This window comes from Methylobacterium sp. A54F (genome assembly GCF_053346035.1).
The window spans coordinates 280,612-294,349 of record NZ_JBKFBF010000006.1 but is presented as its reverse complement, the minus strand read 5'-3'; the positions used below and the strand labels follow the sequence as shown (position 1 = coordinate 294,349).

Here is a 13,738-nt window from a genome sequence, read left to right as displayed (position 1 = left end):
GCATGAACCTCTTCGTCTTCGGCCTCGGCTTCACGGCCCGGCGGTTCGTGGCCCTCGAGCGGGGGCGCTTCGCGCAGGTGCGGGGCACGGTGACCGAGCCCGACAAGGTCGCGTCCGCGGCCGCCGCCACCGGCGCCGAGGTCCGCGCGTTCGGGCCGGAGACCGACGACCCCCGCATCGGCGCCGACCTCGCCGACACGGACGCGCTCCTCGTCTCGGCCCCGCCGGACCGGGAGGGGGACACGGTCCTGCGCCGCTACGGGGCGGAAATCCGCCGGAGCCGGATCGGCTGGATCGGCTACCTCTCGACCATCGGCGTCTACGGAGACCAGGACGGCGCCTGGATCGACGAGGCGACGCCGGCCGTCCCGCGCAGCGAACGATCGAAGGCCCGGCTCGCCACCGAGGAAGCTTGGCTCGCCCTCGGCGCGGAGACCGGCAAGGCCGTGCAGGTCTTTCGCCTGTCGGGCATCTACGGGCCCGGCCGCAATCCCTTCGTGAAGCTGCGGACGGGCCGGGCGCAGCGGATCATCAAGGCGGGCCAGGTCTTCAACCGCATCCACGTGGACGACATCGCGGCGACGCTCGCAGCCTCCCTGGAGCGGCCCCGGGCTGGCGCGACCTACAACGTCACGGACGACGAGCCGACGCCGCCGCAGACCGTGACCGAGCACGCGGCCGCCCTCGCGGGCCTGCCCCTGCCGCCCGCCATCGACTTCGAGACGGCCGACCTCAGCCCGATGGCGCGCAGCTTCTACGGCGAGAATAAGCGCGTGCGGAACCGCCTGATCCGCGAGGAACTCGGCGTCGACCTGCGCTATCCGACCTACCGCGAGGGGCTCGCCGCCCTGAGGGACTGCGAGACCTGAGCGGCGGCGGGCGTCCGCGCGGCGTCGCGCGCGCCGATCATCCGGAACAGCACCCGCCGGAAGAAGCGCGGCCGCTCGACCACGAGGGCCGCCGCGTAGGACGCAGCCTCTGCGACGACGAGCGCCACAGCGAGGGTGCCGACCGTGCCGCCGAGGCCCGGCGCGAGGCCGAGATGGGCGCGCAGCGAGAACACCAGGGTCATCACCGGGACGTGGATGACGTAGAGCGTGTACGAGAAGCCGGCGGCCGACGCCGCCCGCGCGAAGGCGCCGGAGACCCGGCCCTCGCTCACCGCAAGCCCGAGGAGGCAGAGGGCGACCGGCACCCCGAGGAGTGCCTGGTAGCCGAGGAACAGGGCATTGTCGCTCATCGCGTCGATGAAGCCCGGATGGCCGACGAAGGCCAGCGGCGCCGCGAGCAGGGCGAGGGTCACGACGGCGACGCCGGGCGCCTGAGCCAGCCCGCGGAGCCGGGCGTGCCCGCCCCAGAGGGCCGCGGCCGCGCCTGCCGAGAACAGGGCGAGCGACTGCAGGTAGAAGAAGCGGCCGGCGGTGGCGCCGACGAGCCCGAGGACCGCCAGGATGCCGAGCGCCCGTCCGGCACCCCGCCCGACGAGGGCGAGCGCCGCGAAGGCCGCGACGGCGTAGAGGTAGACCTCCTGCCGGAGGGACCAGAGGGCGCGATCGATCACAAAAGTCGCATCGCCCGGCGCGAAGGTCAGGGTGATGCCGCGCAGGAACGCCACCGCGTCGAGGCGGTAGGGGTCTCCGGTCTTCGTCAGGAGGGTGAGGCCGTTCAGGCCGAGCCAGCCCACCCCGAAGGTCACGAGGATCGCGAGCACCAGCGGCGGCCAGATCCGGGCGAGGCGGTGCACCGCGTAGGGTACGGCAAAGCGCCCGCCCTCGCTCGCCACGAGGCGCGACAGGCTGGTGGCGATCACGAAGCCCGAGAGCGAGAAGAACACCATCACGGCGAGCCGCCCGAACCACTCGGCCGCCGCCGCGCCGGGGCTGTGCACCGGGAAGAACGCCATGCCGAGGCCGTGGCTCACGAGAACCACCTGCGCGGCGAGCGCGCGCACGCCGTCGAGCGCCTCGTACCGATAGCCGCGCATCCGGCCAGCCTCCCCGCATCCCGCGGCGCGGATCATGCGCGCCCGAGGCGGCTCTGCCAGTGGAATCGGGCGCCAGCGCGGCCGAGCGGGCCACCCTGTGGGTTTCCCGCAACGGGCCTCATCCGGCCTTCGCCTGAGCCCCCAGGGATCCGCGGCCACCGCGCGGGCTTGCCGCCACAGGACCGCTTCAGCCGACCGGAGCCTGAATCAGGCGGCGCGGCGGTTCGCGGCCGGGCCGAAATGGCCGAGGTAACGCGCCGCGATGGCGGTGACCGGCAGCACCACGAACACGTCGGTGGTGCCGAACTGATGGTCCACCACCGCGCCGTCCCCGAAGGTCGCGCCGACGCGCAGGTAGCCCTTGATCAGCGGCGGCAGGGCCTGCAGCGCCGCCTTCGGGTCCACCGCCTCGCGGCTGAGGCGGTCCATGGCGACGTAGCGCCCGGGCAGCGCGCGGGCGCACCAGCCCTCGGCCGCCCGGGCGTGATGGTGCAGGAAGCTCAGGGGCAGCGCGAGGCGGTCAGGGTCGGTGCCCTCCAGGCTCGCGCAGCCGAGGAGAGCGTCGATCCGATGGTGCAGCACGTAGGCGTAGATGCCGTGCCAGAGGAGCTCCACCGTGCGCTTCGTCCGGTAGGGCTTCAGCACGCAGGAGCGGCCGAGTTCCAGGATGCGCTTGCCCGCCTGCGCGGCGAGCACCGGCGCGATGTCGTACTCGCCCGCCGTGTAGAACCCGAAATTGCGGTCGGCCACGTCCTGGCGCAGCAGCCGATAGGTGCCGACCACCTTCGGGCGCGGCTTGCGGAAGGGCTTGGGCTCGGCCGCGTGGTCGATCACCAGGAGGTGGTCGCAGACCCCGTCGTACTCGTCGACGTCGCGGCGCGAGAGCAGGGCGCGCCCGCTCGCGATCGCCGACATCTCCTCGAAGAACACGCGGTAGCGCAGGCGCTGGGCGCGCCGGATCTCGGATTTCCGGGTCGCGAGCCGGACCTCGAGGGAGCCGATCCGGCCGAGGCTGGGGTCGAGCCCCGTCGGGGGAGCCCGGAAGCGCTCGCCGAACTGGATGGGGGTCGTGCCCGGCGGGATCAGGCTGCGGCCGCCGAAGCCCGGCAGCCCGGCCTCGGCGGTCTTCTGCCTGAGCCGCGCGATCGGAGCGTTGACGCCGCGCTCCCACCCGCTGAGCCACGCCGCCGAAGCACCCCGGGCGAAGTTCGCGACCATCGTTCCCACGCCTGCCGTGCGGTCCGTAGCGGGAGGGGCCCCGCGGGTTGTCCGGTCCCGTCGGACGAGGACATCACCATGAAGCGCGCACGCTTTTATGACAGCGATCCGCCTTGCCGATCAACGGATTACAAAGGACGACCGGAGCGCCCGCGAGGCCGCCCCGGTGCATAGCCGCCGAAGGGTGCGGGCCGCGGTGCGGCCGACCCCTCAGACGAACTGGTTGAGGCCCGGAACCGAGCCGACGATCGGGCCCATCACGTCCTCGCCGGCCTTCTCGCGGCCGTAGGCGAACAGCTCCTGGCCGAGGGGCTGCATCTGCCCCATCGGCACGCCGGCCGACATCAGCTTCTGGCCGAGGGCCATCACGCCGCCGCCCATCATGCCGCCGAGCATGCCCATCAGCCCGCCGCCGCCCTCGGCCGCGTTCGACTCGGCCACCAGCGCCTCCGAGCCCGGCATCGCCGCCATCAGCTGGCTCACCTCGGTCGCCGGCCCTTCCTTCTGGAGGAAGGCGAGGATGTGGCCGATCGCGGTCTGCGCCGTCGCGGCATCGAGGCCGGTCCGGTTCGTCACGCGGGCAATCAGTTCTTCCATGGTTCAGGGCTCCGGGGAGGAAGGGGTCGGCCTCTTGGCGATCCGCGTAGGCGATCCGTTTCGAGGAAACGGGCGAGGCCGGCTCCTTCGTCCTTCGGGCCTCGCCGCGCCGAAATCAAGCGGATGCCCGCGATCGACCGGGTCGTTCGGGGGACCTTTACGAGTCCCCCGTAGGCTGCGCGCCACTCCGCGATGGGCCGCCATCGCAGCCGCCGAGGCCCCGATGCCGCAGCATCCCGTTTCCCCGCAGGACAGCGACGAGGCTCGCCTCGCCTGGGTCGACGTCGCCAAGGGCATCAGCATCATCCTCGTGGTGGTGATGCACGCCACCCTGGGTGTCGGCGAGGCGATGGGCGGCGAGGGCTTCCTGCACCCCGTGGTCGCCTTCGCGAAGCCCTTCCGGATGCCGGCCTTCCTGTTCCTGTCCGGCCTGTTCCTGGGGCGGGTGATCGACCGCGACTGGCGGCGCTTCGGCGACCGCCGGGTCGTGCACTTCGCCTACTTCTACGGGCTCTGGACGCTGATCCAGTCGGCCTTCAAGTTCCGGGAGGTGAGCCACGGCGAGGGTGCGGCGGGCTTCCTGGAGCATCTGGCGCTCGCCCTCGTGGAGCCCTACGCCACGCTCTGGTTCATCTACGCGCTCGCGGTCTTCTCGGTCGTGACCAAGCTGCTGCGGCCGGTGCCGGGCCCGCTGCTGCTCGGCCTCGGGCTCGCCCTCCAGGCGCTCGCACCGGAGACGCGCTCGGGCCTCGTGAACGAGTTCTGCGCCCTCTACGTCTACTTCGTCGCCGGCTACGTCCTCGCCCCCAAGGTCTTCGCGGTCGCCACGGCGGCTGCGCGGCGGCCGGCGCGGGCACTCCTCGCCCTCGCCGCCTGGGCGGTCCTGAACGGCATCCTCGCCCTGACCCCGACAGGCTCGGACGCGCACCCGACCCTCGCGAGCCTGCCCGGCGCCGCGCCCCTCCTCGGCGCGGCCGGCGCCTTCGCGCTGGCGAGCCTCGCCGCGCTCCTCGTGCGGGCGGGCGGACCCCTGACCGCGGCCCTTCGGGCCTGCGGATCACGCTCCATCGTGATCTACCTCGCCTTCTTCCTGCCGATGGCGGGGCTGCGCACGGTCCTGGTCAAGACCGGCCTCATCCAGGATATCGGCCTGGCATCCCTCCTCGTCAGCGTTGCGGCCGTGCTGGTCCCGCTCGTCCTCGCGCGCGCCGTGCGGGGGACCCACCTCGACATCCTGTTCCGGCGGCCGAGGGCCTTCCACATCGACGGGCCGGCGACGGCCCGGCCCGTTTCGCTCGCCGCCTGAGCTTCGCCGCAGTGGATCTCCGCGGGCCGGACCGCCATAACGGGCGGGCGAATTCGCTGAGAGGCTCGCGATGGCAGGCGACGGCACGGTTCTGATCGGCAAGAGCCAGGGCAAGGACGGGTGGAAGCCCGAGGCGTTGACGCTGCGGCTCGCCAACCGGCACGGGCTCGTGGCGGGCGCCACCGGCACCGGCAAGACGGTGACCCTCCAGGTGATGGCCGAGGGCTTCTCCAACGCCGGCGTCCCGGTCTTCGCGGCCGACATCAAGGGCGACCTCTCGGGCCTCGCGGCGGCGGGCGAGGCCAAGCCGGTGTTCGTCAAGCGGGCCGAGGAGCTCGGCATCCCCTACGAGCCCGACCGCTTCCCCACCGTGTTCTGGGACTTGTTCGGCGACCAGGGCCACCCGATCCGCTGCACCGTGACCGAGATGGGCCCGCTGCTGCTGGCGCGGCTCCTCGAGCTCAACGACACCCAGGAGGGCGTCCTCAACATCGCCTTCCGGGTCGCGGACGAGAACCAGTGGCCGGTCATCGACCTCAAGGACCTGCGGGCGCTCCTCGGCTTCCTGTCGGAGAACCTGAAGACGGTCTCGGGCACCTACGGCAACGTCTCTGCCGCGAGCGTCGGCGCGATCCAGCGCCAGCTCCTGATGCTGGAGAACCAGGGCGCGGACCGCTTCTTCGGCGAGCCGGCACTCAACCTCGCCGACTTCATGCGCGTCGACCGGGAAGGGCGGGGGATCGTCAACATCCTCGCTGCCGACAAGCTGATGCAGAAGCCGCGCCTCTACGCGTCGTTCCTGCTCTGGATGCTCTCGGAGCTGTTCGAGGAACTGCCCGAGGTCGGCGACCTCGACAAGCCGAAGCTGGTGTTCTTCTTCGACGAGGCGCACCTCCTGTTCAACGACGCGCCGAAACCCCTGCTCGACGCGGTCGAGCAGGTGGTGCGCCTGATCCGCTCGAAGGGCGTCGGCGTCTACTTCGTCACCCAGAACCCCCTCGACGTGCCCGAGACGGTGCTGGGCCAGCTCGGCAACCGCGTGCAGCACGCCCTGCGCGCCTTCACGCCCCGGGACCAGCGGGCGGTGCGCGCCGCGGCCGAGACCTTCCGGCAAAACCCCGGCTTCGACGTCGCGAAGGCGATCACCGAGCTCGGCGTCGGCGAGGCGCTGGTGAGCGTCCTCGAGACCAAGGGCACGCCCTCGATGGTGGAGCGCGCGCTGATCGCTCCGCCCCAGGGCCGCGTCGGGCCGCTGACGCCCGAGGAGCGCGCCGCCCTGATCGCCGCGAGCCCCCTGCGGGGCAAGTACGACGCGGCGGTCGACAACGAGAGCGCCTACGAGATGCTGGCCAAGCGCAAGGGCCTCGACGCAGGCCCGGCCGAGGCCGCGCAGCAGACGGAGGGCGGCCTCGGCGGCCTCCTCGGCAGCCTCGGCGGGATGCTGGGCGGCGTGCTCGGCTCGAAGCCGGCCGCGAAGGGCGGCCGCCGCCCGCCGCAGAGCCTCGCCGAGCAGGTCGTCTCGAACGCGGCCCGCTCCATGGCGCGGTCGGTCGGCACCCAGGTGGGCAACGCCATCCTGCGGAACGTGCTCGGCGGCCTGATGAAGAAGTAGGGGCGCCGCCTATCGAGAGATGCGCGACTCGCGTATATGTGGGCGGCGGCGGACGTCAGCATCGAGATCTCGGATGTCGACGGGCAGGTAATGCTCGTCGCCATCGCGACGCCGGCCGGGCGGATCGAACTGATCGGCCGCGTCGGCATCCGCGATGGACTGCTCCGGATCGAAGCCGCCCACGTGCAGGGCCTCTCGCCCGGCGCGCTCGGGCGGAGCGGCCTGCATGCGATCGCCCGCAGGATGATGGACGAGGCGGATGTCCAAGGTGTTGTCGTTGAAGGAAGCACTCGCACGACGGGGCGAACCCGCGGCCGTCGGCAGAGACCCTTCCGGTACCCTCATCCGGCTCCGGCTTCGCATGAACGGTGACGTGGACCGCCCCGTCGACCTTGCGCGCCTGTTGATCGACGCCGGCGTGACGCTGCGGAGGGCGCATGCCCTGCTGGATCGAATGGCGGCGGGCGAATCCGTGGTGATCAGCGCTGCGGCAGGCGATCGGGACGAGAGGATCGCCCGCTTCGCCGCCCTCGGCATCGAGGCGCGGGAGATGCGGATCCCCGAAGTGAGCAGCCGTGCGGTGCGAACGAGGCTCAAGCTCTCCCAGGCCGATTTCGCCCTGAAGTTCGGGTTCGAACTCGACACCGTTCAGAACTGGGATCAGGGCCGCAATCAGCCGGATCCCGCCGCGAAAGTCCTCCTCGCGATCATCGACCGCGATCCCGCCCTCGTGGAGGCCGTTCTGACCGAACAGGAGGACGGCGCGCGTTGACAAACCGCCCCGGCTCGGCCTATCCACCCGCCACCACGCGCGGCTTCCTTGCAGAAGTCCGCGCGTTTCGCGTTTCGCCGCGGGCTTCGGTCACGGGCGGGACGAACTGATAAGAAGCCGGCCCACGGGCACCCCCTCGGGTGCGTGCCCCGGAGGTCGTCGGGAACACGAGAGAGAACGATGTTCGCAGTCATCAAGACCGGCGGCAAGCAGTACCGCGTCGCCGCCAACGACACCATCACGATCGCCACCCTCGCGGGCGAGGCCGGCGAGGCCGTCACCTTCGGCGAGGTCCTGCTGTTCACCAACGGCACGGGCGAGACCCAGGTCGGCGCGCCGCTCCTGTCGGGCATCAGCGTCACCGGCGAGATCGTCACGCACGGCCGCGGCAAGAAGGTCATCGCCTTCAAGAAGCGCCGTCGCCAGAATTCCCGCCGCAAGCGCGGCCATCGGCAGGACCACACGGTCGTGCGCATCACCGGCATCGAGTCCGGTTCGAAGAGCGCGTAAAGGCGTCCCGCCCGCACGCGATCCGCACGATCACCTGACAATTCGGAGACCTCGATCATGGCACACAAGAAGGCAGGCGGCTCGTCCCGCAACGGCCGCGATTCGGCCGGCCAGCGCCTCGGCGTGAAGAAGTTCGGCTCGGAGGCCGTCGTCGCTGGCAACATCATCGTGCGCCAGCGCGGCACGAAATGGCACCCCGGCACCAACGTCGGCATGGGCAAGGACCACACCCTGTTCGCCCTCGTCGACGGCCACGTGCAGTTCGGCCAGCGCCGCGGCCGCGCCTTCGTGGCGGTGGTACCGCAGCTCGCAGCGGCCGAGTAAGCGGCGGATAAGCTCGACGGACGAAGGAGCTTCCCGCCGGTGTCCCACACCGAACCGGCGGACGGCTCCCATCAGGTCCTCGCGAGAGGGCCGGCGGCGAACGAAAGCGACGGGGAGGATGGGATGCCATCTTCCCCGTTCTTCGTCCGACGATCAGGGTGCCCGTGAGGCCCCTGGCATCGGAGCCGAGACGATGTTTCCCGACCTGACCCGCGACGACGTCTTCCGCCTCGAAACGAAGCGGCTGTGGCTGCGCTGGCCCTGCGCGGCCGATGCCGGTGCCATCGTCCGGCTCGCCGGCGACCGGGCGGTCGCCGAGATGACGGCCCGGATCCCGCACCCGCTGGATCGCTCCACCGTCGACGCCTTCATCCTCGACGCGCGCCGCACGAACGCCGAGGGCCACGGCCTCGTGATGGGGCTCGCGCTCCGCGGCCGGCCGCAGGCCCTCGTGGGCATCGTGTCGGTCGAGCACGACCCGGAGGCGGCCGGACCGCATCTCGGCTACTGGCTCGGCGCACCGCACTGGGGGCAGGGGCTCGCCACCGAGGCCGTGAGCAGCCTCGTGGAGGCCACGTTCGCGTTCACGCACGCCGCGGTCCTGACCTCGGCCGCCCGCGTCGAGAACACCGCGTCCCGGCGCGTGTTGACGAAGTGCGGGTTCGTCCGCGAGGACACGGCCTGCCTGCCGTTTCCCGCCCGGGGCGCCAGCCTGCCCGTCGATCGCGTCCGCCTCCGCCGGCGCGACTGGGAGCGGCGCCACGCCCGCCGGGCCGCCGACCTCCTGGCGGTCCACGTCTGATTCTCTGCCCCGTGCCCGCGGCCGACCCCGCGGGCACGCCGTTCCTGAAATGAGCCGTTCCGTGAAGTTCCTCGACGAAGCCAAGGTCTACATCCGCTCCGGTGACGGGGGCGCGGGCTGCGTCTCGTTCCGCCGCGAGAAGTTCATCGAGTTCGGCGGGCCGAACGGCGGCGACGGCGGCCGCGGCGGCGACGTCTTCGCCGAGTGCGTCGAGGGGCTCAACACCCTGATCGACTACCGCTACCAGCAGCACTTCAAGGCCCGGAAGGGCGAGCACGGCATGGGCTCGAACCGCCACGGCGCCAAGGGCACGGACGTGGTGCTCAAGGTCCCCGCCGGCACGCAGATCCTCGCCGAGGACGGCGAGACCCTGATCGCTGACATGACCGAGGTCGGCCAGCGGGTCCGCCTCGCCAAGGGCGGCAACGGCGGCTTCGGCAACGCCTACTTCACCACCTCCACGAACCGCGCCCCGAAGCACGCCAACCCGGGCCTCGAAGGCAGCGAGCAGTGGATCTGGCTGCGCCTCAAGCTCATCGCCGATGCGGGACTCGTCGGCCTTCCGAACGCCGGCAAGTCGACCTTCCTGGCCACCGTCACGGCGGCGCGCCCGAAGATTGCCGATTACCCCTTCACCACCCTGCATCCGGGCCTCGGCGTGGTGCGGTCGGACAACCGCGAGTTCGTGCTGGCGGACATCCCGGGCCTGATCGAGGGCGCCCACGAGGGCGTCGGGCTTGGCGACAGGTTCCTGGCCCACGTGGAGCGCTGCCGCGTGCTGCTCCACCTCGTCGAGGGCACGAGCGAGCATGCCGGCAAGGCCTACAAGCTGGTGCGCGGCGAGATCGAGGCCTACGGCAACGGGCTTGCCGACAAGCCCGAGATCGTCGCCCTCTCGAAGGCCGATGCGCTCGACTCCGAGACCCTGAAGGAGCAGGCGGCCCGGTTGAAGCGGGCCGCCAAGCGCGCCCCGCTCATCCTGTCCTCGGCCTCCGGCCAGGGCGTGGCGGAGGCGCTGCGCGCCGTGCTCGCGCACATCGACGCCGACAACGCGGCCGCGGCGGAGGCGGCCCCCGCTGCGGCCTGGCAGCCGTGACCGCGAGGACCGGACACGCTCGGAGGTCGTAGCGCCGATCATCGTGGCGTGTCGGTCGTCCGAGCAGTCGCGGCCTCGCTCCGCGGAGCACCGGGGACGGAGAAACCCGCCCCTCCGCCGAAGGCGGGACCGACCCGGGCGCCCAATCCCGTGCTGTTCAAGGGCGAGGATTTCCGCCACACGGATTGCGGGCCCGCTCCCGACGCGGCGCAGGCGATCCCGGCCACAGAATTTCACGACGTAGACCGTCTCGTTCCATGACCCCGAGCCTGAAAGAATTCCGCCGCGTCGTCATCAAGGTCGGCTCGGCCCTGCTGGTGGACCGCGGCCGCGGCCGGCTGCGGCACGCCTGGCTCGCGGCGCTCGCCGAGGACATCGCCGAGCTGCACGCTCGCGGCGTCGACGTGCTCGTCGTCTCCTCCGGCAGCATCGCGCTCGGCCGCACGGTGCTCGGCCTCGCCCCGGGTGCGCTGCGCCTTGAGGAGAGCCAGGGCGCGGCCTCGGTCGGCCAGATCGCGCTGGCGCGCCACTGGGCCGAGGCACTCGGACACCACGGCATCGTGGCCGGCCAGATCCTGGTCACCCCGCAGGACACCGAGGAGCGCCGCCGCTACCTCAACGCCCGCGCCACGGTGCTCAAGCTCCTCGACATGCGCGCCGTGCCGGTCGTCAACGAGAACGACACGGTCGCGACGAGCGAGATCCGCTACGGCGACAACGACCGGCTTGCGGCCCGCGTCGCCACCATGATCGGGGCCGAGGTCCTGGTGCTGTTCTCCGACATCGACGGGCTCTACACGGCGCCGCCGCAGAACGACCCGGACGCCCGCCACCTGCCCGTGATCGAGCGCATCACGCCCGAGATCGAGGCCATGGCCGGCGGCCCCGCCTCCGAGCTGTCGCGGGGCGGCATGCGCACCAAGGTCGAGGCCGCCAAAATCGCCACCGGCGGCGGCACCCACATGGTCATCGCCGACGGCCGCGAAAAGAACCCCCTGCGCAGCATCGTCGAGGGGGGGCGGTGCAGCTGGTTCCTGTCGGCCTCGACCCCGACCGCCGCGCGCAAGACCTGGATCGCGGGCAGCCTGGAGCCCCGCGGCACCCTGGTGATCGACGACGGCGCCGCCCGGGCCCTGCAGGGCGGTGCGAGCCTCCTGCCCGTCGGCGTGCGCAGCATCGAGGGCAGCTTCGGCCGCGGCGACGCCGTGACGATCCGGGACCTCTCGGGTCGCACCCTCGGCCGCGGCCTCGTCGGCTACGACAGCGCGGAGGCCGCCCTCATCATCGGCCGGCCGAGCGCGCACATCGCCGAGGTGCTGACCTATCCGGGGCGCTCCGAGATGGTCCACCGCGACGACCTCGCCCTTGCGGGCGGCCCGCACCGGGACGGCTGACACCCGGGGCCGCAGCGCCTCGGAATCATTCTGAGGTTGCGGCAGCGACTTGTTTCGCGCTGCCTCAGGATGCATGAGCTTGCGCCGAAGGATTGCGCCAAGAGCTTGCGCGATGCGAGGCGGCTTCCCTTATGACGGAGCCGCGAGGAAGGTTGCCGTGCCCGTCCTGAACCTGAAGTCCGAACTCGCCGATCCCGACGACCTGCAGGCACAGATGCAGGCCATCGGACAGAGCGCCCGCAAGGCGGCGCGCCGGATGGCGCTCGCCTCGGCCCAGACCAAGGACACCGCACTGCGCAGCATCGCCGAGCGGCTGCGGGCCAGCCGTGAGACCATCTTGCGCGAGAACGCCCGCGACGTGGCGGCCGCCCGCGCCGCCGGCCACTCCGCCGCGCTGATCGACCGGCTGACCCTCGACGAGGCGCGCCTCGAGGGGATCGCCGGGGCGGTGGAGAAGATCGGCGGCCTCGCCGATCCGGTGGGGCGCCAGGTCGCCGCCTTCGAGCGGCCGAACGGCCTCCTCATCGAGCGCATCGCCGTGCCGCTCGGCGTCGTCGGCGTGATCTTCGAGAGCCGCCCGAACGTGACGGCGGATGCCGGCGCCCTCTGCCTGAAGGCCGGCAACGCCGCCATCCTGCGCGCCGGCTCCGACAGCCACCGCACCGCCATGGCCATCGCGGCGGCGATGGGCGAGGGACTCGCGGCCGCGGGGCTCCCTGCCGACGCGATCCAGATCGTGCCGACCCGGGACCGGGCGGCGGTCGGCGCGATGCTGACCGGCCTCGACGGCTGCATCGACGTGATCGTGCCGCGCGGCGGCCGCGGCCTGGTCGAGCGCGTCCAGGCCGAGGCCCGGGTGCCCGTCTTCGCCCATCTCGACGGCATCTGCCACGTCTACGTCCACGCGGGCGCCGACCTCGACATGGCCCGCACGGTGCTCGTCAACAGCAAGCTGCGCCGCACCGGCATATGCGGTGCCGCCGAGACCCTGCTGGTCGACCGGGCCTGCGCGCAGACCCACCTGGCCCCGCTGATCGCCGCGCTCCTGGACAAGGGTTGTGCGGTCCGTGGCGACGCGGCCGTCCAGGCCGCGGATCCCCGGGTGACGGCCGCGAACGAGCAGGACTGGCGGACCGAGTACCTCGACGCGATCATCTCAGCTCGTGTGGTCGACGGGCTCGATGCCGCCATCGAGCACATCGAGACGAACGGCTCCCATCACACCGACGCGATCATCACCGAGGATGCCGAGGCCGCGACCCGCTTCCTCGCGGAGGTCGATTCGGCGATCGTGACGCACAACGCCTCGACGCAGTTCGCCGACGGCGGCGAGTTCGGCTTCGGCGCCGAGATCGGCATCGCCACCGGGCGGATGCATGCGCGGGGCCCCGTCGGCGTCGAGCAGCTCACCACCTTCAAGTACCGGGTGCACGGCAACGGCCAGACCCGGCCGTGACCGCGGCCTGAGGCGGGGGTGCTCCCGCGCCTGCCGCCGACCGCCCCGGGGATGCGCGTCGGCCTCTACGGCGGATCCTTCAACCCGGCCCATGCGGGCCACCGGCACGTCGCCCGGCTCGCCCTGCGCCGCCTCGGCCTCGACCGGGTGTGGTGGCTCGTGACCCCCGGCAACCCGCTGAAGAGCCGGCGCATCCTGGCGCCCCTCGCCGAGCGCGCGGCCTCCGCCCGCGCCGCGGCCGAGGATCCCCGCATCGTCGTGACCACCTTCGAGGATACGATCGGCGCGCGTTTCACGGTCGAGACCCTGCGCTACCTGAAGCGGCGCTGCCCGGGGGTCCGCTTCGTCTGGATCATGGGCGCCGATTCGCTCGCGACATTTCACCGCTGGCGCGGTGCCGCCGAGATCGCGCGGCTGATGCCGATCGCCGTCGTGGACCGTCCGGGCTTCACCCTGGCCTCGCCCGCCGCCCGGGCGGCGCGGCGGCTGGCGCGGTACCGCGTGCCGGAAGCCGCGGCCCGGTCGCTTGCCGGACGCCCGCCGCCCGCCTGGACCTTCCTGCACGGCCCCCGCTCGACGTTGTCCTCCACGGCCATCCGGCGACAGCGATCGCGGCGGACACGTATTGAAAATGGTGCCGGAACCATCCACTCTCTCGTGTGAATCG

The 13,738-nt window shown here is 72.2% G+C and carries 15 protein-coding genes; 11 read left to right on the top strand and 4 right to left on the bottom strand.

All coding sequences use genetic code 11. From position 1 onward, the window contains the following. Positions 1-2 precede the first annotated feature (2 nt). Positions 3-869, top strand: coding sequence for an SDR family oxidoreductase (locus ACLBXP_RS12605; protein WP_447668002.1), 867 nt, complete (start codon positions 3-5; stop codon positions 867-869). Here the strand turns inward: ACLBXP_RS12605 and ACLBXP_RS12600 are convergent. From ACLBXP_RS12600 to ACLBXP_RS12590, 3 genes are all read right to left on the bottom strand, one after another. Next, positions 827-1,984 carry an acyltransferase family protein gene (locus tag ACLBXP_RS12600; RefSeq protein ID WP_447668001.1) on the bottom strand — a complete coding sequence of 386 codons (1,158 nt, stop codon included), beginning with the start codon at positions 1,982-1,984 and terminating at the stop codon, positions 827-829. The genes ACLBXP_RS12605 and ACLBXP_RS12600 overlap by 43 nt on opposite strands. Before the next feature lie 207 nt (positions 1,985-2,191). Then, complete coding sequence (locus tag ACLBXP_RS12595) at positions 2,192-3,202, bottom strand: GNAT family N-acetyltransferase (protein WP_447668000.1); 1,011 nt, start codon at positions 3,200-3,202, stop codon at positions 2,192-2,194. A 210-nt stretch (positions 3,203-3,412) separates the two neighbouring features. Beyond that, the gene (locus ACLBXP_RS12590) at positions 3,413-3,799 is read right to left on the bottom strand and encodes a DUF2267 domain-containing protein (RefSeq protein WP_447667999.1); all 387 of its coding nucleotides are present in this window, start codon (positions 3,797-3,799) and stop codon (positions 3,413-3,415) included. 223 nt (positions 3,800-4,022) lie between these two features. Here ACLBXP_RS12590 and ACLBXP_RS12585 point away from each other — a divergent pair, with 223 nt between their 5' ends. Together ACLBXP_RS12585 and ACLBXP_RS12580 are read left to right on the top strand one after the other, a co-directional pair. After that, positions 4,023-5,105, top strand: coding sequence for an acyltransferase family protein (locus ACLBXP_RS12585; protein WP_447667998.1), 1,083 nt, complete (start codon positions 4,023-4,025; stop codon positions 5,103-5,105). A gap of 70 nt (positions 5,106-5,175) precedes the next feature. Then, positions 5,176-6,717 carry a helicase HerA-like domain-containing protein gene (locus tag ACLBXP_RS12580; RefSeq protein WP_447667997.1) on the top strand — a complete coding sequence of 514 codons (1,542 nt, stop codon included), beginning with the start codon at positions 5,176-5,178 and terminating at the stop codon, positions 6,715-6,717. A 9-nt stretch (positions 6,718-6,726) separates the two neighbouring features. Here ACLBXP_RS12580 and ACLBXP_RS12575 read toward each other — a convergent pair whose 3' ends face one another. Next, the gene (locus ACLBXP_RS12575) at positions 6,727-6,984 is read right to left on the bottom strand and encodes a hypothetical protein (protein WP_447667996.1); all 258 of its coding nucleotides are present in this window, start codon (positions 6,982-6,984) and stop codon (positions 6,727-6,729) included. Here ACLBXP_RS12575 and ACLBXP_RS12570 point away from each other — a divergent pair. The 8 genes from ACLBXP_RS12570 to ACLBXP_RS12535 all read left to right on the top strand — a co-directional run bounded on the left by ACLBXP_RS12570 (position 6,977) and on the right by ACLBXP_RS12535 (position 13,734). After that, positions 6,977-7,489 carry a helix-turn-helix domain-containing protein gene (locus ACLBXP_RS12570; protein ID WP_447667995.1) on the top strand — a complete coding sequence of 171 codons (513 nt, stop codon included), beginning with the start codon at positions 6,977-6,979 and terminating at the stop codon, positions 7,487-7,489. The genes ACLBXP_RS12575 and ACLBXP_RS12570 overlap by 8 nt on opposite strands. Before the next feature lie 180 nt (positions 7,490-7,669). After that, the gene (rplU, locus tag ACLBXP_RS12565; protein WP_447667994.1) at positions 7,670-7,999 is read left to right on the top strand and encodes a 50S ribosomal protein L21; all 330 of its coding nucleotides are present in this window, start codon (positions 7,670-7,672) and stop codon (positions 7,997-7,999) included. A 57-nt stretch (positions 8,000-8,056) separates the two neighbouring features. Then, positions 8,057-8,323: a 50S ribosomal protein L27 gene (gene rpmA / locus ACLBXP_RS12560; protein ID WP_447667993.1), complete on the top strand. Its 267-nt coding sequence runs from the start codon at positions 8,057-8,059 to the stop codon at positions 8,321-8,323. A gap of 193 nt (positions 8,324-8,516) precedes the next feature. Then, entirely contained in the window at positions 8,517-9,125 is a 609-nt protein-coding gene (locus ACLBXP_RS12555; RefSeq protein WP_447667992.1) for a GNAT family N-acetyltransferase, read from the top strand. A gap of 61 nt (positions 9,126-9,186) precedes the next feature. Further along, positions 9,187-10,221 carry a GTPase ObgE gene (obgE, locus tag ACLBXP_RS12550; RefSeq protein WP_447667991.1) on the top strand — a complete coding sequence of 345 codons (1,035 nt, stop codon included), beginning with the start codon at positions 9,187-9,189 and terminating at the stop codon, positions 10,219-10,221. Positions 10,222-10,478: 257 nt separating this feature from the next. Continuing rightward, positions 10,479-11,615, top strand: coding sequence for a glutamate 5-kinase (gene proB / locus ACLBXP_RS12545; protein ID WP_447667990.1), 1,137 nt, complete (start codon positions 10,479-10,481; stop codon positions 11,613-11,615). Between the two features lie 157 nt (positions 11,616-11,772). Continuing rightward, positions 11,773-13,071 (top strand): glutamate-5-semialdehyde dehydrogenase, encoded by a 1,299-nt coding sequence (locus ACLBXP_RS12540; protein ID WP_447667989.1) that lies wholly within the window; start codon positions 11,773-11,775, stop codon positions 13,069-13,071. 18 nt (positions 13,072-13,089) lie between these two features. Beyond that, positions 13,090-13,734 (top strand): nicotinate-nucleotide adenylyltransferase, encoded by a 645-nt coding sequence (locus ACLBXP_RS12535; RefSeq protein ID WP_447667988.1) that lies wholly within the window; start codon positions 13,090-13,092, stop codon positions 13,732-13,734. Positions 13,735-13,738: the final 4 nt, after the last annotated feature.